The sequence below is a fragment of the Pseudomonas beijingensis genome, assembly GCF_030687295.1.
Taxonomy (GTDB): domain Bacteria; phylum Pseudomonadota; class Gammaproteobacteria; order Pseudomonadales; family Pseudomonadaceae; genus Aquipseudomonas; species Aquipseudomonas beijingensis.
In genome coordinates this window covers 4,976,761-4,995,813 of the sequence record NZ_CP117425.1, presented here as the reverse complement: position 1 = coordinate 4,995,813, position 19,053 = coordinate 4,976,761, and the positions used below count along the sequence as shown (strand labels likewise).

Sequence of the window (19,053 nt, the reverse complement as noted above, 5' to 3'; positions counted from 1 at the left end):
AGTCACCGACAATCAAATGTGGGAGCGAGCTTGCTCGCGATAGCGATGGGTCAGCTTGCATCAATGCTGACTGAACTGCCGCTATCGCGAGCAAGCTCGCTCCCACGGAAGGCCGTGGTGAGTGTTAGAGCGGCGCAGGCTGGATGATTTCGACCCAGTAGCCATCCGGGTCCTTGATGAAGGCCAGGCTTTTCATGCGGCCGTCGGTCAGGCGTTTCTGGAAATCGCAGCCCAGTGCTTCGAAGCGCTCGCAGGCTGCGACGACGTCCGGTACCGAGATGCAGATGTGGCCGAAGCCGCGTGGGTCGGTGTTGCCGTTATGGTAGGCGAACGCCGGGTCGCTTTCGGTGCCGTGGTTGTGGGTCAGTTCCAGGATGCCAGGAATCGATTTCATCCATTCGGTACGCGCCGCTGCGTCCGCCGGGATCTGGTTCTTGTCCACCAACGCCAGGAAATACAGGCTGAATTCGGCTTCCGGGAAGTCGCGTTTTTCCACCAGCGAGAAACCCAGCACGCGGGTGTAGAAATCCAGGGACTTTGTGATGTCCTTGACCCGCAGCATGGTGTGGTTGAAGACGAACTGGGCGGTGGCGGCGTCAGGTTGTGCGGTGACGCCAGGGAAAGTATTGAGTTCGTGCAGGCTCATGGGCCCTCCGGAAAATAAGTGGGGCAAACGGCGTCGCAAGTGGGGTTGCGACGGTTCCTGGGCTTGCGTCAGACGGCTTCCTTGCAGGTGCGCCCATGATACGCAAGGGATGCGGCGGCGCCAAACCGCGCGTGGCTATTGCCTGGTTCTGCCTCGGGCTTCAGACTTCCCGATTCGTCCTTGGGTGGTGCCAACGCAATGATTCGACCGTTCCTTTCGCTGTTTGTCCTGCTGTTTACGAGTGTCGGCAGTGTCCTGGCGGCTGAACCGCAGGTGACGTGGCCTCAGGGCTGGGTTGTCGAACCGCTGCCTGCGGACGCATCGGCCTCGGCGGCACCGGGAACCCTGCGCCAACGAGCAACCAAGAATGATCCGGCAGGCAACGCCGTGATGGTCATGGAACTGACCACCACCCCCGTCGAGCCCGATCACCAGGTCAACTTGCAAGGCGTGTTGCTGGAAATGCGCAAATCAATCCAGAAGGATTTTTTCCAAGGTGGTTACCAAAGTGTATGCACTAAGGTCCATGCCTCGATGTTGGGCGGCGTAACTGCATTGGAAACCACTTGTACGATCACGCAAAACGGACGACATGTATTGTCTCAAGCACTCGTCGCGGCCCTAAATGAGGGCAAGGCTTATGTGCTGTCCTATGCAGGGCAGGCGCAGGTGTTTGTTGAAAGCCAGGATGAAATACAGTCGGTGCGAAACAGTTTGAAACTATGACGCCTTCAGCGTAATACGCCAAAGGGTTTAATCCTAAAGTTTAGCCCATAAAAAAGCCCTGAATGTGTTCAGGGCTTTTTTACATCACGGAGGCTGTCAACCACGAAGCCAGGAATCGACGGTCACTGCACCGTACTGTTCTTTCCAGGCTTTCAGGCCGCGGTGATTGCCGCCCTTGGTCTCGATCAACTCGCCGGTGTGCGGGTTCTGATAAACCTTCACCACTCGCGCGCGACGGGTCTTGGTGGGCTTGGTCGATTGCAGGCTTGCCTTGGACGGGTTCGGGTCGAGGATCGCGACGATGTCGCGCAGGCTCTTGCCGTAGGTTTTCATCAGTCCCTGGAGCTTTTCCTCGAATTCGATTTCCTTCTTGAGCCCGGCATCGTTCTTCAGTGACTCCAGCTGCTTGAGCTGTTCTTGAAGGGCCTTTTCGGCTGCACGAAATTCAGCGAGTCTGGACAAAATGATTACTCCAATCAAAATATTTGGCTGATACCAACCGCAAACAAAGCTATAAGCCAAGCGCCTTGAAGCGACTCGGTGTTAATGACCCTCTCCTGTTATGTTGCACAGGTAGAAAAATTGTAGTAGTTAATCCGTAAAGTGTAAATCGTAACTTTTTCGTTATGTAACAACAGCAAACGTTTTTATCAATTGGCAGGTCATCGTCAATAGACCGACGGCGGTTAACTGCCATTAGTGCTGTTCAAGGTCTCAACGAACGCCTGCCCGCTAATCGGTCGGCCAAATAGATAGCCTTGTAGAAAGTTCACCCCATGGGCGCTCAGGTAGTCGCTTTGTTCGACGGTTTCGACGCCCTCGGCAACCATGTCCAGGCCCAACTTGCCCGACAGTTCGATGATGCTGTCGAGGAGGTGGCGCGACAGGGCGTCGGCACCGATCATCGCGACAAAACTCTGGTCGATCTTCAGGAAATCCACGTTGAACTGGCGTAAGTACGCCAGGCTGGAGTGACCGGTGCCGAAATCGTCGAGGGCGATCTTCACGCCCAGTTCCCGCAGTTGGTCGAACAGTTGCCGGGTCACTGGCGTCGGTTCGATCAGCTCGCGTTCGGTCAACTCCAACACCAGGGTAATCGCCCCCGGCGCGAAGGCGCCGAGAAACTCGCGGCAATCGTCCACCAGCGCCAGATCCTGGCAGTGGCGGGCGGTGATGTTGATGCCGACATGAAACGGCGCTTCCAGTTGCGACGCGAGCGGCACCAGCAGGTGCATGGTTTGTTGCATCAGCGCGCGGGTCATCGGCACGATCACGCCGCTGTGTTCGGCGAAGGGAATGAATAGATCCGGGCGGACCAGGCCTTCCTTGGGATGGTTCCAGCGCATCAGCACCTCGACGCCGGCCCAGCGCTTGCTATCACTGTGCACGACCGGTTGCAGGTACGGCACGAACTCGCCGGCTTCCAGCGCCCTTTGCAATTCACGGCTGGGGGACGATGCGCGTTTTTGCAGCCAGTGCCCGAGCGTCCCCGGCCACAACGCCAAAGAAGATCAGCAGGCTGAACAGCGGCGGATATTCCCTGGCCATGTAGCGCCAGGTTTCACCCTCGTCGAATCCGGCTTCTATATTGAAGGCGTAGCGGGCTGAGCCCAGTTCGGTCGGGGCCACCGGCGACCCGGGCAGGGGGGCTGACCGGACCTTGCCGTCCGCCGCCAGCCAATTTGGCCCGACTTGCAGGCGCCGGGTCTGGCGGCCGATCAGGCGCAAGACGTTGGCCAGGTGATACCCATCAAGCGTGGCCAAGGCGCCTTTCTGGCCCTCATTGAGCCGGTAGATCAGCAACGCGGTGTCCGGCGTGATCGGGTTGCCGTTCATCAGCCACAGCGTGCCTTGGTGATAGTCGCTCGGGTTGACGCGCTCCTCGAAGGCCCCGAACAGCGAGCTGCAATAGAGGTTGTTGTCCCAGATCAGGTTGGTCGAACGGACAAAGGGCCGGCGCGTCACTTGTTCGCGTAAGGCCAGCTTCACCGCTTCGCAGGGTTGGCCGGCCAGGGACAAGAGTTCACGGGCCGCCAACGCGGTGTTGTCGAGCATCAGTTCGATCTGCCTGACCGACTCCTCGGCGGTCTGCCGGGTGTGTTGCGCCAGCGTCCGTTCGGCTTGCATGTACAAAATGGCCAGCCCTGACAGTATCGGCACCAGGGCGCACAGCAGGGTGACCAGGTAGCGGCGGGGCCGGGTGTGCGAGCGGGTGGCGGTCAAGGGCATCGGCACAACCTGGGGAAAAGGAAAGAGGGGAAGCGTTGGATGCCGACCATGATAGATGGCTTGGCGAGTGCTTGCTGACTGCAGGGTGACTGTGGGAGCGAGGTCTGTGGGAGCAAGGCTTGCCCGCGATGAACGATTATGCGGTCCAGCTGGAGAACCGAGGTGCCTTCATCGCGAGCAAGCTTTGCTCCCACAGGTTCAATGCCTGACTCCCCCAGGTTTGATGCCGGGCTCATGGCTGCCGGGCCAGTTCGATGAACGCCAGGGTGGCGGGCGAGGCCTGGCGGCTGTCCAATACCGCCAGGCCGATCTGGCGTGGTACCCGCGGCGACAAGGGTCGGGCGACGTAGCCGGGATTCTCGTCGTCCGGCAATGACCCTTCGGACACCACGCTCACCGCTTCGCCGCGCCTGACCACATCCAGAGTGCTGAGCAACTGCGAACAACGAAAACGCACGTTCGGTGTCAGCCGCGCGGTATTGAACAGGCGCGTGACCAGCTCCGACGATCCCGCCTCGGTGTGCACGAAGGGGTCGTTGCACAGGTCCTTGAGGCTCAGGCTGGCCTGGGCGGCGAGGGGATGTGAGGCGGGCAGCAGGGCGACCATCTGATCTTCCATCAGCATGAACGTATCGAAACGCTCCTCCGGCAGCACCACGAAACCGACGTCGATCCGCCGTTCGTCCAGCCACTGGATGACTTGCCTGTCCGGTCCTTCGTCGATGTGCACTTCGATCCCGGGATGCAAGGCTCGATAGCGCCGCAGGAGCTCGGGCAGCAATTTCATCGACGACGTCGGCCCGAACGAGCCGATGCGCAAGGTCCCTCGGCGCATGCCCCGGGCATCGGCGGCTTCCTGGCACAAGGTGTTGGCCAGCCCGAGCATCGCCCGGGCCCGTAGCAGTAACTGCTGGCCGATGTCGCTGAGCTCCACCACCGACTGATGGCGTCTGAACAATTCCACCCCCAACTCTTGCTCCAGGGATTTGATCGCGTGGGACACCGCTGACTGGCCAATGCCTAGACGTGTGGCCGCAGCGGTGAAACCCCGCAGCTCGGCGACCAGGGAGAAGATTTCGAGTTGGGTGAGGGTCATGAGGGATTGCTCATTTTACGATGATCGAACATGAGTCGAATAATGAGGCATCTGACCTGAATCAGAAAGCAGAGCCGCGCCGTTGTGTGGGAGCCTGTGGGAGCAAAGCTTGCTCGCGATGAACGATGACTCGGTTTACCTGCTGAATCGCGCCGCCTTCATCGCGAGCAAGCTTTGCTCCCACAATTAATCCCCCTCGCCACAGGTTCTGTGTTGTTCTCATTAGCGTGCCGTGGTGAAACCATGAAAACCCTCGAGCAAACCGTCCCAATCCCTTCAGACCTGCCGGTCTACCTGAAGCTCGCCATGGTCACCATGATCTGGGGCGGTACCTTCGTCGCCGGCCGGATTCTTGCCGATGCCCTGGCGCCAATGTTTGCCGCCAGCCTGCGGTTCCTGCTGGCGAGTATCGCGCTGCTGGCGTTTCTCGCCCTGGCCGGGATCCCGCTGGCCAGGCCCAGTGTGAAGCAAGGGCTGCAATTGGCGGCGCTGGGGTTCTTCGGCATCTTTTTCTACAACCTGTGCTTCTTCTATGGTTTGCAATACATCAATGCATCACGGGCCTCGCTGATCGTGGCGTTGAACCCGGCGGTGATCGGGCTGGCGTCCTGGTGGTTGTTCAAGGAACGGCTGAGCCGTTTGAAAGTGGCGGGCATCATGCTGTGCATCGGCGGCGCGGGTTTGGTGATCGTCAGTCGTGATCCGTCCTTGTTGCAAGGCGCGGCGCAGGGCTGGATCGGCGACCTGTTGATTTTTGGCTGCGTGCTGGGCTGGGGGATCTATTCGCTGTTTTCGAAAACACTCAATGACAGCCTCGGCCCCTTGCAGACCGTGACCTGGTCGATTCTGCTGGGCACGCTGATGCTGTGGCTGACTTGCGCGGCCGCGGGCGAGCTTCGACTCGAAGCCTTGCACGCGCTGGACATGGAGCAATGGCTGAGCCTGTTGTACCTCGGCGTGCTGGGCTCGGCCCTGGCCTATATCGCCTGGTATGACGGCATTCGTCGGATCGGCGCGACCCGGTCCGGCGTATTCATTGCGCTCAACCCGCTGACGGCGGTGCTGCTGGGGGCGCTGCTGCTGGACGAACGGCTCACGGCCTTGATGTGTGTGGGCGGGGGCGTGATCCTGGTGGGTATTTTCCTGTGCAACAAACCCCTTGCGCGATCGAAGGAAAAGGCGATTTGATACAGAAGGCGGACAAATCCGGTTACGCTGTGTAGAATCGATTTACGCATATAAGAATAACGTCTTCTGGCAGCAGAAGCCTCGCCCGCAAGAGCCTTGGGTCGACAATGAAGATACTTGGGTTTCAACTGATCTACGGCGATTTCCTCGCCCGCAGCGTTCGTGGCATTTCCTGCGCGCCGCCCCGTGCCCTCAGCACCGCCTGCAACTAACGTTTTTTGTTAATTGACCAGCATGATGAGGCGCCGACATGGCAGATCTATACGAAAACCCCATGGGCCTGATGGGCTTCGAATTCATTGAATTCGCATCCCCGACACCCAACACCCTGGAGCCGATCTTCGAGATCATGGGCTTCACCAAGGTGGCTACCCACCGTTCCAAGAATGTGCACCTGTATCGCCAGGGCGCGATCAACCTGATCCTCAACAACGAACCCCACAGCGTGGCCTCGTACTTTGCCGCCGAGCACGGCCCGTCAGTGTGCGGCATGGCGTTCCGGGTCAAGGATTCGCAACTGGCCTATAAGCGCGCCCTGGAACTCGGCGCCCAGCCGATCCACATCGAGACCGGCCCTATGGAGCTGAACCTGCCGGCCATCAAGGGCATCGGCGGTGCGCCGTTGTACCTGATCGACCGTTTTGGCGAAGGCAGCTCGATCTATGACATCGACTTCGTATTCCTTGAGGGTGTGGACCGCAACCCGGTGGGCGCGGGCCTGAAGATCATCGACCACCTGACCCATAACGTGTATCGCGGGCGCATGGCCTACTGGGCCGGTTTCTACGAGAAACTGTTCAACTTCCGCGAGATCCGGTACTTCGACATCAAGGGCGAATACACCGGCCTGACCTCCAAGGCCATGACCGCCCCGGATGGCATGATCCGCATCCCGTTGAACGAAGAGTCGTCCAAGGGCGCCGGGCAGATCGAAGAGTTCCTGATGCAGTTCAACGGCGAAGGCATCCAGCACGTGGCCTTCCTCACCGATGACCTGGTCAAGACCTGGGACCACTTGAAAAGCATCGGCATGCGCTTCATGACCGCACCGCCGGACACCTACTATGAAATGCTCGAAGGCCGCCTGCCGAACCACGGCGAACCGGTCGATGAACTGCAATCGCGGGGCATTCTGCTGGACGGCTCGTCCAACCCGGATGACAGGCGCCTGCTGCTGCAGATCTTCTCGGAAACCCTGATGGGGCCGGTGTTCTTCGAGTTCATCCAGCGCAAGGGCGACGATGGCTTCGGGGAGGGCAACTTCAAGGCGCTGTTCGAGTCCATCGAGCGCGACCAGGTGCGGCGTGGTGTGTTGGCGACCGAATAAGGCCTACCCCGTGAAAAAGCCCGCCCGGCAGTGATGCCGGGCGGGCTTTTTACTGCCGATGCAGATCCCTTTTGTTGCCAATACAGAACCAGTACCCCTTGTGGGAGCGAGCTTGCTCGCGATAGCGGTGGTTCAGCTTACATCCATGTTGAATGTGCCGCCGTCATCGCGAGCAAGCTCGCTCCCACAGGGGGGGCGGTGCTGCGCTTAATTCCGGCGCCGCTGCCGCACCAAGTGCTTGAAGCCTTCGAACACCAGCACCGCCACGGCCATCCAGATGGGGATGTAGGTCAGCCATTCACTGGCCTTGATGCTCTCGCCCAACAGCAGCGCAACGCCCAGCAGCAACACAGGTTCGACATAGCTCAACAAGCCGAACAGGCTGAACGGCAGCAGCCGGCTGGCGACGATGTAGGACACCAGCGCGCTGACGCTGATCAACCCGAGCAACGGGATCAGCCATGTCAGTTGCGGGTATTGATCGAACACGCTGAAACCCTGTTCACCGCTTTGCACGAACCACAGCGCCAGGGGCAGCATCAGGGTCATGTCCAGCCAGAGCCCGCCGAGGTTATCGGTCTTGATGCGTTTGCGCAGGATGAAATAGATCGGGTAGCCGATCACCACCAGCAAGGTTGCCCAGGAAAAACCACCCACCTGGTACAACTCGTTGAACACGCCGAGGGTGGCGAAGAACACGGCGACTTTCTGCAGGTAGGACAGGCGCTCGCCATAGACCATTCGGCCGGTCAGGACCATCGACAGCGGCAACAGGAAGTACCCCAGCGACACGTCCAGGCTGTAGCCGTTGAGTGGCGCCCACATGAACAGCCACAGTTGCGCGCCCATCAGGGCCGAAGAGGCGATCGCGGCGATCAATAGCCGTGGCGTGGCGACCAGGCGTTGGATCAGCGTCGTGACCAGGTGCCAGTCTCGCGTCGCCAGCAGGAAGGCGGTCATGCACGGCATCGTCAGCAGCATGCGCCAACCGAAGATCTCCACGCCGCTCAGCGGTGCGAGCAACGAGGTGTAGTAGTACATGACGGCGAACAGCGCGGAGGCCGAGACCGATAGAGCGATGCCTTTGGACACAGTGATTCTCTTGAGGGCGATCAACCAACACCCTACCTGTGGCAGGGGTGTTGATTGTGGGTGCGAGTCATGTGGGAGCAAGGCCTGCGGTAGCAAAACCTGTGGGAGCAAGGCTTGCCCGCGATAGCCACGCCGCGATTCAACAGGTGAACCGCGTTATCGTTCATCGCGGGCAAGCCTTGCTCCCACAGGCACGCGTCCCGGCACGAAATGACTCACATCATTGAACCCCGGCGTCGAAGCATGCCCAGGCGTCACCAGCGAATCGATAAAGGCTTCATCTTCCGCGCTGATCTTCACCGCCTGCGCCTTGGTGTACGAATCCCACTGCTCCTCGGTGCGCGGCCCGACGATGGCCGAGGTCACGGCGCTGTTGTTCAGCACCCAGGCGATGGCGAACTCGACGATGCCCACGCCCCGGCCCTGGGTATATTGCAGGATCTGCTGGGCAATGCGCAGGGACTCGACCCGCCATTCGGTTTCCAGGATGCGTTTGTCCTGGCGACCGGCACGGCTGTTGGCGTCCGGCGCCACGTCCGGCGCGTACTTGCCGCTGAGCACCCCGCGGGCCAAGGGGCTGAACGGCACCACGCCGAGGCCGTAGTTCTGCGCCGCGGTGATCTGCTCGGTTTCCGCCTGGCGGTTGACGATGTTGTACAGCGGTTGGCTGATCACCGGTCGGTCGATGCCCAGGCTGTCGGCGATCCGGATCACTTCGGCGATGCGCCAGCCACGGTAGTTCGACAGGCCCCAATAGCGGATCTTGCCCTGGCGAATCAAGTCGCCGATGGCCGACACGGTAACGTGCAGTGGAGTGTTATGGTCTTCGCGGTGCAGGTAATAGATGTCCAGGTAATCGGTGCCCAGGCGCGTCAGGCTGGCCTCGATACCATTGAATAGATGCTTGCGGCTCAGGCCGCTGCGGTTGGGCACGCCGTCCGGCGGGCCGAAACCGACCTTGGTGGCCAGCACCCATTCGTGGCGGTGACGGGCGATCGCCTCGCCGACGATTTCCTCGGAGCGACCGTTGGTGTAGACGTCCGCCGTGTCGATGAAATTGATGCCCTGGTCCCAGGCCTTGTCGATGATCCGCAGCGAATCCTCGGTGCTGGTCTGTTCGCCGAACATCATCGTGCCCAGGGTCAGCGTCGAGACTTGCAACCCGGAATGACCTAGCGTGCGGTAACTCATGACAAGATCCTTTTATCCATGGGAAAGGCTCAATCAAACCCCAGAACCACCGCCTGGATCAAACACAATTCTCAAACCACCTCCAAATCAACTGTGGGAGCGGGCTTGCTCGCGATAGCGGCGTGTCAGCTGACATAGGCATTGGATGTGGCGCCGTCATCGCGAGCAAGCTCCCTCCCACAGTTTGATTCGTGGCGTACGCAGGCCCTCGGTCCACAATTCCCCTTTTGGGAGCGAGCCTGCTCGCGATGGGGCATCACTTTCGAGCACAATCCTCTTGCCCACCCGATCTTTGTGAATTTGAACAATAATGCCCAGTGCATTTTGTGCGGCGGACCGGCGTCACGGCTGCGGTCAGCCGGCAGCCTGCTGTGCATCGGAACCGGAGAATAATATGAAAATAATCATCGCCCCCGACTCGTTCAAGGACAGTCTAAGCGCCCAGGGCGTCGCCGATGCCATCGCCCAGGGGCTGGCCGAGGTCTGGCCGGATGCGCAGTTGATCAAGTGCCCAATGGCCGACGGCGGGGAGGGGACGGTGGAGTCGGTGCTGGCCGCCTGCAACGGCCAGTGGCGTCACACCCGGGTTCGCGGGCCCTTGGGTGTCGCCGTCGAGGCGCGCTGGGGCTGGTTGGCCGAGAGCCGCACCGCGATCATCGAAATGGCCGAGGCCAGTGGTTTGCAACTGGTGCCGCCGGGACAACGCGATGCCTGTTCCAGAAGCACCTACGGCACCGGCGAGCTGATTCACGCGGCCCTCGATGCAGGGGCCGTCCGGGTGATCCTGGCGATTGGCGGCAGTGCCACCAACGATGCGGGCGCCGGTGCGATGCAGGCCCTGGGCGTGGCATTACTGGATGACCAGGGCCAAGCCCTTCCTCCCGGCGGCCTGGCCTTGGCGAACCTGGCGCGTATCGACCTGAGCGACCTTGATCCTCGCCTGGCCCACGTCAGTTTCGAGATCGCCGCCGACGTCGACAACCCCCTGTGCGGGCCCCACGGCGCGTCCGTGGTCTTCGGTCCGCAGAAGGGCGCCTCGGCCCAGCAAGTGCAGGCACTGGACCGGGCCCTGGGGCATTTCGCCGAACAGTGCGCCCGAGCGTTGAGCAAGGATGTGCGCGACGAGCCGGGCAGCGGCGCCGCCGGAGGCCTGGGGTTCGCGGCCAAGGGGTTCCTGGGGGCGCAGTTTCGTACAGGCGTGGACGTCGTTGCTCAGTTGACGGGGCTGGCCGAGGCGGTCAGTGGCGCCGACCTGGTGATCACCGGCGAAGGCCGTTTCGACGCCCAGACCCTGCGCGGCAAGACCCCCTTCGGCGTGGCCCGCATCGCCCGCCAGCATGGCGTACCGGTGGTGGTCATTGCCGGCACGCTGGGGGAGGGCTACCAGGCGTTGTATGAACACGGCATCGACGCCGCCTTTGCCCTGGTCAACGGGCCGATGACCTTGCAAGAAGCCTGTGCCGACGCCCCGCGCCTGCTGAGCGAGCGTGCCGGGGACATTGCACGACTTTGGCGGGTGGCGGCGCGGTAAATCCTGTGGGAGCAAGGCTTGCCCGCGATACAAGCGCTGCGGTCCCCCAGGAATCGAGTCGCCAATATCGCGAGCAAGCTTTGCTCCCACACGGTTGAATTTGAGATAGGGTTGAGGCTGGATATCGCGCAATCAGGAGAGATACATGCGCTTCTCAGTCTTGACCCAACGCATCACCGGCGAAGGTGCCGCCGCCTGGCAGATTCACGATCGGGCGCTGGCCATGCGCGAACAGGGCATGGATGTGTTGTTGCTGTCAGTGGGCGACCCGGATTTCAATACGCCGCGCGCTATTGTCGACGTCGCAGTGGGCAGCCTGCGGGCCGGCGACACCCACTATTCGGATATCCGTGGCCTGCACACCTTGCGGGCCAGCATTGCCCGGCGTCATCGCCTGCGTTGCGGCCAGGCGGTGGGGGCCGAACAGGTCGTCGTGCTGCCGGGCGCGCAGTGCGCGGTGTATGCGGTCGCGCAATGCCTGCTCAATCCTGGCGACGAAGTCATCGTCGCCGAGCCAATGTATGTCACCTACGAAGCGGTGTTCGGCGCCTGCGGCGCGAAAGTGGTGCCGGTGGCGGTTCGCCCGGAGAACGGTTTTCGGGTCGAACCGGCGGACGTTGCCCGTCTTGTGACCCCCCGTACCCGGGCGATGCTGCTCAACAGCCCGAACAACCCATCTGGCGCCAGCCTGCCGATGTCCACCTGGCAAGCATTGGCGCGGTTGTGCATCGAACATGACCTGTGGCTGATCAGTGACGAGGTCTACAGCGACTTGCTGTACGAAGGCGAACACATCAGTCCGGCCAGTCTGCCGGGCATGGCCGGGCGCACCGCGACGATCAACAGCCTGTCCAAATCCCATGCCATGACCGGTTGGCGCATTGGCTGGGTCATCGGGCCTGAACCCTTGGCCGAGCATCTGGCGAACCTGTCCCTGTGCATGTTGTTCGGCTTACCGGACTTCGTGCAACGGGCCGCCCAAGTCGCGCTGGAGCAGGATTTGCCGGAAGTGGCGCAGATGCATGAAGAATATCGTCAGCGCCGGGACCTGGTCTGCGCCATGCTCGATGACTGCTCGGGCCTCAAGCCGGTGCGGCCCGATGGTGGCATGTTCGTGATGGTCGACGTGCGCCAGACCGGCCTCGACGCCCAGGCTTTTGCCGAGCGACTGCTGGACGGCTACGGCGTGTCGGTGCTGGCCGGCGAGGCGTTTGGGCCCAGTGCGGCGGGGCATATCCGCATCGGGCTGGTGGTCGATCAACTGAAACTGGCGGATGCATGCCAGCGGATCGCCTCGTGTGCGGCGGATTTGCTGCGGGTCCAGGGGTAAAGTTTTGTAGAGGCTGTGTGAAATTGTGTAAGGGTTTTGCTCGTGGATGGGCGAGGGCGTATATCCTTGGCAGCTTGAGATTTTCTGCGCCAGTGAGATCGCCATCGCGAGCAAGCTCGCTCCCACAGTGATTTTGTGTCGTACCGAACATCCCTGTGGGAGCGAGCTTGCTCGCGATGAGGCCCTGCCAGGCGCCACAGCACTTTTCTGGAAACACCCATGCCCAACATCCTCCTGGTCGAAGACGACACCGCACTCTCCGAGCTGATCGCCAGTTACCTGGAACGCAACGGCTATCAGGTCAGCGTGCTCAGCCGTGGCGATCATGTGCGCGAACGGGCGCGGGTCGATCCACCGGACCTGGTGATCCTCGACCTGATGCTGCCGGGGTTGGACGGCTTGCAAGTCTGCCGCTTGCTGCGGGCTGACTCGGCGACCTTGCCGATCCTGATGCTCACCGCCCGGGACGACAGCCACGACCAGGTCCTGGGCCTGGAAATGGGCGCCGACGACTACGTCACCAAACCGTGCGAGCCTCGAGTGTTACTGGCGCGGGTGCGTACCTTGTTGCGCCGCAGCAGCCTCACCGAGCCGCAGACGGCCAATGATCGCATCCTCATGGGTAACCTGTGCATCGACCTGTCCGAGCGCACCGTGACCTGGCGCGGACAGCCAGTGGAGTTGTCCAGTGGCGAATACAACTTGCTGGTAGTGCTGGCCCGGCATTCCGGCGAAGTGCTGAGCCGCGACCAGATCCTGCAACGCCTGCGGGGCATCGAATTCAACGGTACCGACCGTTCGGTGGACGTGGCGATTTCCAAGTTGCGGCGCAAGTTCGACGACAACGCCGACGAAGCCCGCAAGATCAAGACCGTGTGGGGCAAGGGCTATCTGTTCAGTCGTTCCGAGTGGGAATGCTGAGCCAATGTGGAAGCTGCTGATTCGCCTGTACCTGGTTACCATCGTGTCCTACAGCGCGGCGATCTACCTGATGCCGGAACTGGTGGTCCGCCTGTTCCACGAGCGTTTCCTGACCTACAACCTCGATTACTCCCGGGGCCTGCAAACGTTGATGGTCAAGCAGTTCCGCGCCGTGCCCAGCGAACAGTGGCCAGCGCTGGCGGCGCAGATGGACAAGGAATTCGAGCCGCTGCGCATCGAACTGGCCGCTGTCGATGACGAGGGCTTCAGTACCGATGAGCAGGCGCGTCTCAAGCGCGGCGAGAATGTAGTGCGCCTCGGCGACTGGGCATGGCGAACCTTGGCGGCGGCGCCGCTGGACGAGGCGCACGGCGGTGAAGATGGTCGTGCCGCCGGACCCGGCCGACGTCAGTTGGTTGTACTGGAGCATCAACGTGTTGATCGGCGCGACGATGCTGGCCTGCCTGTTGCTCTGGTTGCGGCCGCACTGGCGCGATCTGGAACGCCTGCGGCGCACTGCCGAGCGTTTCGGTAAAGGTCACTTGGAGGAACGTACGCACATCGCTTCCAGTTCGAACATCGGTAGCCTGGCCCACGTGTTCGACACGATGGCGGGGGACATCGAGAACCTGCTCAACCAACAACGAGACCTGCTCAACGCCGTGTCCCACGAACTGCGCACGCCCCTGACGCGGCTCGACTTCGGCCTGGCCCTGGCGCTGTCCGATGACTTGCCGGCGCCCAGTCGCGAGCGTCTGCAAGGGCTGGTGGCGCACATTCGCGAGCTGGATGAATTGGTGTTGGAACTGCTCTCCTATAGCCGTTTGCAAAACCCGCAACGCTTGCCCGAACGGGTCGAAGTGGCGCTGGACGAGTTCATCGACAGCATCCTTGGCAGCATCGACGAGGACCTGGCGGCGCCGGACGTGGTGATCGACGTGCTGTTGCATGGAGCGTTGGAGCGTTTCGTACTGGACCCACGCTTGACCGCACGGGCGTTGCAGAACCTGCTGCGCAATGCCATGCGTTATTGCGAAAAGCGCATCCAGGTCGGTGTGCTGGTGGGTGATCAAGGCTGTGAGATCTGGGTCGACGACGACGGCATCGGCATACCCGACAGCGAACGCGAGCGGGTGTTCGAGCCGTTCTACCGTCTGGACCGCAGTCGCGACCGCGCCACGGGCGGCTTCGGCCTCGGCCTGGCCATCAGTCGCCGGGCCCTGGAAGCCCAGGGCGGCACACTGACCGTCGAGGCCTCGCCACTGAGCGGGGCACGCTTCAGGCTGTGGCTGCCCACCCCGCCCTGAGGCTGTTTGCTTGACGCGTGACCCTGTGGCGAGGGAGCTTGCTCCCGCTGGGCCGCGAAGCGGCCCCAATGCTCTTCACCCAAACAACCCCGCCGCAATATTGATCGAAAACCCCAGGATCGCCGTGTTGAACACAAACCCGATCAACGATTGCGCCAATACGATCTTGCGCAATTGCCGCGTGGCCACGCCCACGTCCGAGGTCTGCACCGCCACGCCGATAGTGAAAGAGAAATACAGGAAATCCCAATAGTTGGGCGTAGTCAGCCCTTCGGCAAACCGCAGCGCCGGCTCCTTGCCCTCCCAGGTGTAATACAACCGCGCGTAGTGAACGCTGAAAATCACCCCGATCAGCAACCATGAGCCGATCACGGTCATTGCCGTGAAACCGTAATGCAACAGCTTGCCGGCGGCTTGCAGGTCGCGGCTGCCGGCCAGCTCGAAGGTGATGGTCGCCAAGCTGGCCAAGGCCGCGATGCAGACCACCAGCAAGACCAGTCCGGCATTTTCATCTTCGATTTCAGCGATGCGCCTCACATCGGGCGCCTTGGCCCGCACGGTCAGCCACGACATCAGTACCAGGTAGGTCCAGACCCCGGCATTCCAGCCGATCAGGATTTTGCTGATGATCGAATCCACGGGAATCAGGATTCCCACCGCCAGGCCAAGGACCGTGGCGCTGGAAAGACGCGGGTGGGTGCGGGCGAGGAAGGGCATGGCGGCTCACTGTCCGGAAAGGAGATGCCTAGTATGAGCCATCAAGCGAAGGGGCGACCGTCTATTGCGCCGGACTCGATCAATTGCACACCCGCTTCCTGCATCCGCCGGATCGCCGCCTCCAACGAGCCATCCCTGTCAATGCCCCGGCAGGCGTCCAGCACCACAAACGCGTTGAACCCGGCCAACCGGGCATCCAGTGCCGAATACATCACGCAGAAATCCAGGGCCAGGCCCACCAGGTATACGGTGTCGATGCCGCGCTCCTTGAGGTAGCCGGTCAACCCGGTCGGGGTCTGGTGGTCCGCTTCCATGAAGGCTGAATAACTGTCGATGTCCGGGTTGCAGCCTTTACGAATGATCAGCTTGGCATGGTCAAGCTTGAGTGAAGGGTGCAGCGCGGCGCCGTGGCTGCCCTGTAGGCAGTGGTCGGGCCAGAGTGTCTGCTCGCCGTAGGGCAATTGGACGGTGCCGAAAGGTTGCTTGCCCGGATGACTGGACGCAAACGAAGCATGCCCGGCCGGGTGCCAGTCCTGCGCGAGGACGACGTGCCTGAATGAATGGCCGAGCTGATTGATCAACGGCACGATCTCATCACCGCCAGGCACGGCCAGTTGACCGCCGGGGATGAAGTCGTTCTGTACATCGATCACCACGAGTGCGGTGCTCAAGGCACGGTTGGCTGGAACGCCCATGATTGGAATCCTCCTTGAAGTGGTTCTTCGATGGTAGCTGAACGGCTCTGGGTCAGTGCGCAGGCTGACCCACCGCCATCGCGAGCAGGCTCGCTCCCACAGGGGATTTGGGTCGGGTACAAGTTTTATATTCACAGGAGATCCAATGTGGGAGCGAGCTTGCTCGCGATGACGGCGGCCCATCCAAGACCTGTGCAAGCTGACCCACCGCTATCGCGAGCAAGCTCGCTCCCACCGGGGATTTGGGTCGGGTACAAGTTTTATATTCACAGGAGATCCAATGTGGGAGCGAGCTTGCTCGCGATGACGGCGGCCCATCCAAGACCTGTGCAAGCTGACCCACCGCTATCGCGAGCAAGCTCGCTCCCACAGGGGATTTGGGTCGGGTACAAGTTTTATATTCACAGGAGATCCAATGTGGGAGCGAGCTTGCTCGCGATGACGGCGGCCCATCCAAGACCTGTGCAAGCTGACCCACCGCTATCGCGAGCAAGCTCGCTCCCACCGGGGATTTGGGTCGGGTACAAGTTTTATATTCACAGGAGATCCAATGTGGGAGCGAGCTTGCTCGCGATGACGGCGGCCCATCCAAGACCTGTGCAAGCTGACCCACCGCTATCGCGAGCAAGCTCGCTCCCACAGGGGATTTGGGTCGGGTACAAGTTTTATATTCACAGGAGATCCAGTGTGGGAGCGAGCTTGCTCGCGATGACGGCGGCATATTCGACACTGAAGCAAGCTGACCCACCGCTTTCGCGAGCAAGCTCGCTCCCACAATGGATCTGCGGTGAACAGATGATTGATGCTCTTCACAAAAAATATTCACCCTGCTAGGCGTAGTGTCTTTCGTCGAAAATATTCCAGGTTTGATGGCTTTTTGATATTTGGTTCGTGCGTCCCTGTCAGGATTCAGTACAATCGCCGGCCTCCACCGGGCATGGAAGCAGTCCGGTTCTCCAGTTACGAGAAAAAACCATGCTCATCGGCAGTTACTCCCCCGCCCTTGTTTCGATTTCCTTGTTTGTTGCAGTACTGGCTTCCTACACCGCGCTGGACCTGGCCGGGCGTATCGCGACCGCCCAGGGGCGTGCCGCGCATTTCTGGATGACCGGGGGCGCGCTGGCGATGGGGGTGGGCATCTGGTCCATGCACTTCATCGGCATGCTGGCGTTCACCTTGCCGATAGAGCTTGGCTACGATGTACCGATCACCGCGCTGTCACTGCTGACTGCCATTCTTTCCAGCGGTTTCGCCCTGTGGCTGGTCAGCCAGCCGCGATTGCCGGCGTGGCAACTGGCCTTTGGTGCGCTGATCATGGGCGCCGGGATCAGCGCCATGCATTACACCGGCATGGCCGCGCTGCGGATGCAGCCGGGCATCGATTACGACCCGACGTTCTTCGGGGCTTCCTTGGTGATTGCCGTCGGCGCGTCTGCGGCGGCGCTGTGGATTGCCTTTCGCCTGCGCCAGAACACCCCTCATGTGCGTCTGGCTCGCGCGGGCGCCGCGGTGGTCATGGGCATCGCCATCGTCGGCATGCATTACACCGGCATGGCCGGGGCGCGGTTCAGCGAAGGCAGTTTTTGTGGCTCGCTGGACGGCTTGAGCGGCAAGGGCCTGGATAATCTGGTGTTGATCACCACCCTGGCGGTGCTGGCCATTGCCTTGCTCACCTCGATTCTCGATGCGCGCCTGGAAGCCCGCACCGCCGAGCTGGCCCAGTCCCTGACCCGGGCCAACCGGGAATTGACCCAGTTGGCCCTGCACGATCCCCTCACCGGACTGCCCAATCGTGTGCTGCTGGCCGACCGGATCGACCAGGCCATGCATCGGGTGCAAGAGCAGGGCGGCTGCTTCGCCTTGATGTTTATCGACCTCGATGGTTTCAAGCCGGTCAATGATGCCTTTGGTCACCACATGGGCGATTTGTTGCTGCGGGACGTGGCCCTGCGCCTGCGCGAAGACCTGCGCAGCCAGGACACCCTGGCACGGATCGGCGGTGATGAGTTCGTGCTGCTGGTGCAACTGGCCGAGCCCGACGATGCCCTGCGACTGGCGGCACGCCAGGTCGGCTTGATCGGGCGCACGTTCCGGGTGACGGAGCATGACTTGCAGATATCCGCCAGCGTTGGCATCGCCCTTTACCCCGGCAACGGCCAGAGCGCCGAAGAGCTGCTGATGAACGCCGACGCGGCGATGTACCACGCCAAGGGCGCCGGCAAAAACGGCTACAGTTTTTTTGACGCCTCGATGAACAGCAACGCCCGCAAGCAATTACAGCTGCTGCAAGACTTGCGCTTGGCCGTCGAACAGCGCCAGTTCAGCCTGCATTACCAGCCCAAGTTCGACGCGGCCAATGGTCGTCCGGTCGGGGCCGAGGCCTTGTTGCGCTGGACCAACCCGACCCAGGGCTTGTTGATGCCCGACACGTACATCGACCTGGCAGAAAAGACCGGGTTGATCATCCCCATCGGCGAATGGGTATTGAACGAAGCCTGTCGGCAGATGCGCGAATGGTACGTGCTCGGTTATACCGACTGGCGCATCGCGGTGAACCTCTCGGCCTTGCAGTTCTGCCACGCCGGCTTGGTGCAGAGCGTGGCCAAGGCGTTGGAGACGCATAAGCTGCCGGCCAACAGCCTGACCCTGGAAATCACCGAGACCACCGCCATGAGCGATGCGGACGCGAGCATGACAGTGCTGCAGCAGCTCTCGGACATGGGCGTGGACCTGTCCATCGATGACTTTGGCACCGGCTATTCGAGCCTGATGTACCTCAAGCGCCTGCCGGCCAACGAGCTGAAGATCGATCGCGGTTTCGTGCGCGACCTGGAGCACGACAGCGATGATGCGGCGATCGTCTCGGCCATCGTCGCCCTCGGCCAGGCCCTGGGTCTGCGGATCGTCGCCGAAGGCGTGGAGACCGATGTGCAACAGGACTTCCTGACTCAGTTGGGCTGCGATTCGTTGCAGGGTTACCTGCTGGGGCATCCGCTGCCGGCCGAGCGCGTCCTGCAGGAGATTCGCCAGGCGAAAACCGTGGCGATGGCCTGATAC

14 protein-coding genes and 2 pseudogenes are annotated in these 19,053 nt (G+C 61.5%); 8 read left to right on the top strand and 8 right to left on the bottom strand.

The features are described 5' to 3' along the window. Positions 1-124: 124 nt before the first annotated feature. Positions 125-646, bottom strand: coding sequence for a lactoylglutathione lyase (gene gloA, locus PSH84_RS22125; RefSeq protein WP_122566274.1), 522 nt, complete (start codon positions 644-646; stop codon positions 125-127). A gap of 198 nt (positions 647-844) precedes the next feature. Here gloA and PSH84_RS22120 point away from each other — a divergent pair, with 198 nt between their 5' ends. Continuing rightward, on the top strand, positions 845-1,372 hold the full coding sequence (locus PSH84_RS22120) for a DUF4946 domain-containing protein (protein ID WP_122566275.1): 528 nt from the start codon (positions 845-847) through the stop codon (positions 1,370-1,372). 96 nt (positions 1,373-1,468) lie between these two features. On the opposite strand, the gene PSH84_RS22115 is transcribed toward PSH84_RS22120, so the two are convergent. The 3 genes and pseudogenes from PSH84_RS22115 to PSH84_RS22105 form a co-directional block, all read right to left on the bottom strand. Beyond that, the gene (locus tag PSH84_RS22115; protein ID WP_305481798.1) at positions 1,469-1,834 is read right to left on the bottom strand and encodes a histone-like nucleoid-structuring protein, MvaT/MvaU family; all 366 of its coding nucleotides are present in this window, start codon (positions 1,832-1,834) and stop codon (positions 1,469-1,471) included. Between the two features lie 224 nt (positions 1,835-2,058). Further along, positions 2,059-3,601 (bottom strand): annotated as a pseudogene (locus PSH84_RS22110) (EAL domain-containing protein). Between the two features lie 232 nt (positions 3,602-3,833). Next, the gene (locus PSH84_RS22105; protein WP_122566277.1) at positions 3,834-4,697 is read right to left on the bottom strand and encodes a LysR family transcriptional regulator; all 864 of its coding nucleotides are present in this window, start codon (positions 4,695-4,697) and stop codon (positions 3,834-3,836) included. Between the two features lie 243 nt (positions 4,698-4,940). Here PSH84_RS22105 and PSH84_RS22100 point away from each other — a divergent pair, with 243 nt between their 5' ends. After that, positions 4,941-5,885, top strand: a complete 945-nt coding sequence (locus PSH84_RS22100) for a DMT family transporter (protein ID WP_305481797.1) — start codon at positions 4,941-4,943, stop codon at positions 5,883-5,885. A gap of 250 nt (positions 5,886-6,135) precedes the next feature. Next, positions 6,136-7,212, top strand: coding sequence for a 4-hydroxyphenylpyruvate dioxygenase (gene hppD / locus PSH84_RS22095; protein WP_122566279.1), 1,077 nt, complete (start codon positions 6,136-6,138; stop codon positions 7,210-7,212). 207 nt (positions 7,213-7,419) lie between these two features. On the opposite strand, the gene rarD is transcribed toward hppD, so the two are convergent. Beyond that, complete coding sequence (gene rarD, locus PSH84_RS22090) at positions 7,420-8,304, bottom strand: EamA family transporter RarD (RefSeq protein WP_305481796.1); 885 nt, start codon at positions 8,302-8,304, stop codon at positions 7,420-7,422. A 156-nt stretch (positions 8,305-8,460) separates the two neighbouring features. Further along, positions 8,461-9,495 (bottom strand): aldo/keto reductase, encoded by a 1,035-nt coding sequence (locus PSH84_RS22085; protein ID WP_060741678.1) that lies wholly within the window; start codon positions 9,493-9,495, stop codon positions 8,461-8,463. A 394-nt stretch (positions 9,496-9,889) separates the two neighbouring features. Here PSH84_RS22085 and PSH84_RS22080 point away from each other — a divergent pair, with 394 nt between their 5' ends. The 4 genes and pseudogenes from PSH84_RS22080 to PSH84_RS22065 all read left to right on the top strand — a co-directional run bounded on the left by PSH84_RS22080 (position 9,890) and on the right by PSH84_RS22065 (position 14,584). Further along, on the top strand, positions 9,890-11,026 hold the full coding sequence (locus tag PSH84_RS22080) for a glycerate kinase (protein WP_305481795.1): 1,137 nt from the start codon (positions 9,890-9,892) through the stop codon (positions 11,024-11,026). Positions 11,027-11,171: 145 nt separating this feature from the next. Then, the gene (locus PSH84_RS22075; RefSeq protein ID WP_305467523.1) at positions 11,172-12,356 is read left to right on the top strand and encodes a pyridoxal phosphate-dependent aminotransferase; all 1,185 of its coding nucleotides are present in this window, start codon (positions 11,172-11,174) and stop codon (positions 12,354-12,356) included. Between the two features lie 219 nt (positions 12,357-12,575). After that, on the top strand, positions 12,576-13,277 hold the full coding sequence (locus PSH84_RS22070) for a response regulator (RefSeq protein ID WP_122566285.1): 702 nt from the start codon (positions 12,576-12,578) through the stop codon (positions 13,275-13,277). Positions 13,278-13,281: 4 nt separating this feature from the next. Further along, positions 13,282-14,584: pseudogene (locus PSH84_RS22065) on the top strand (ATP-binding protein). 75 nt (positions 14,585-14,659) lie between these two features. Here the strand turns inward: PSH84_RS22065 and PSH84_RS22060 are convergent. Further along, positions 14,660-15,301 (bottom strand): DUF1345 domain-containing protein, encoded by a 642-nt coding sequence (locus PSH84_RS22060; RefSeq protein ID WP_122566287.1) that lies wholly within the window; start codon positions 15,299-15,301, stop codon positions 14,660-14,662. 41 nt (positions 15,302-15,342) lie between these two features. Then, a complete protein-coding gene (pncA, locus tag PSH84_RS22055) occupies positions 15,343-15,996 on the bottom strand; it encodes a bifunctional nicotinamidase/pyrazinamidase (protein WP_305467522.1) in 654 nt (217 codons plus the stop codon). A gap of 975 nt (positions 15,997-16,971) precedes the next feature. Between pncA and PSH84_RS22050 the strand changes: the two genes are divergently transcribed. Beyond that, positions 16,972-19,050 carry a putative bifunctional diguanylate cyclase/phosphodiesterase gene (locus tag PSH84_RS22050; protein ID WP_305481794.1) on the top strand — a complete coding sequence of 693 codons (2,079 nt, stop codon included), beginning with the start codon at positions 16,972-16,974 and terminating at the stop codon, positions 19,048-19,050. Positions 19,051-19,053: the final 3 nt, after the last annotated feature.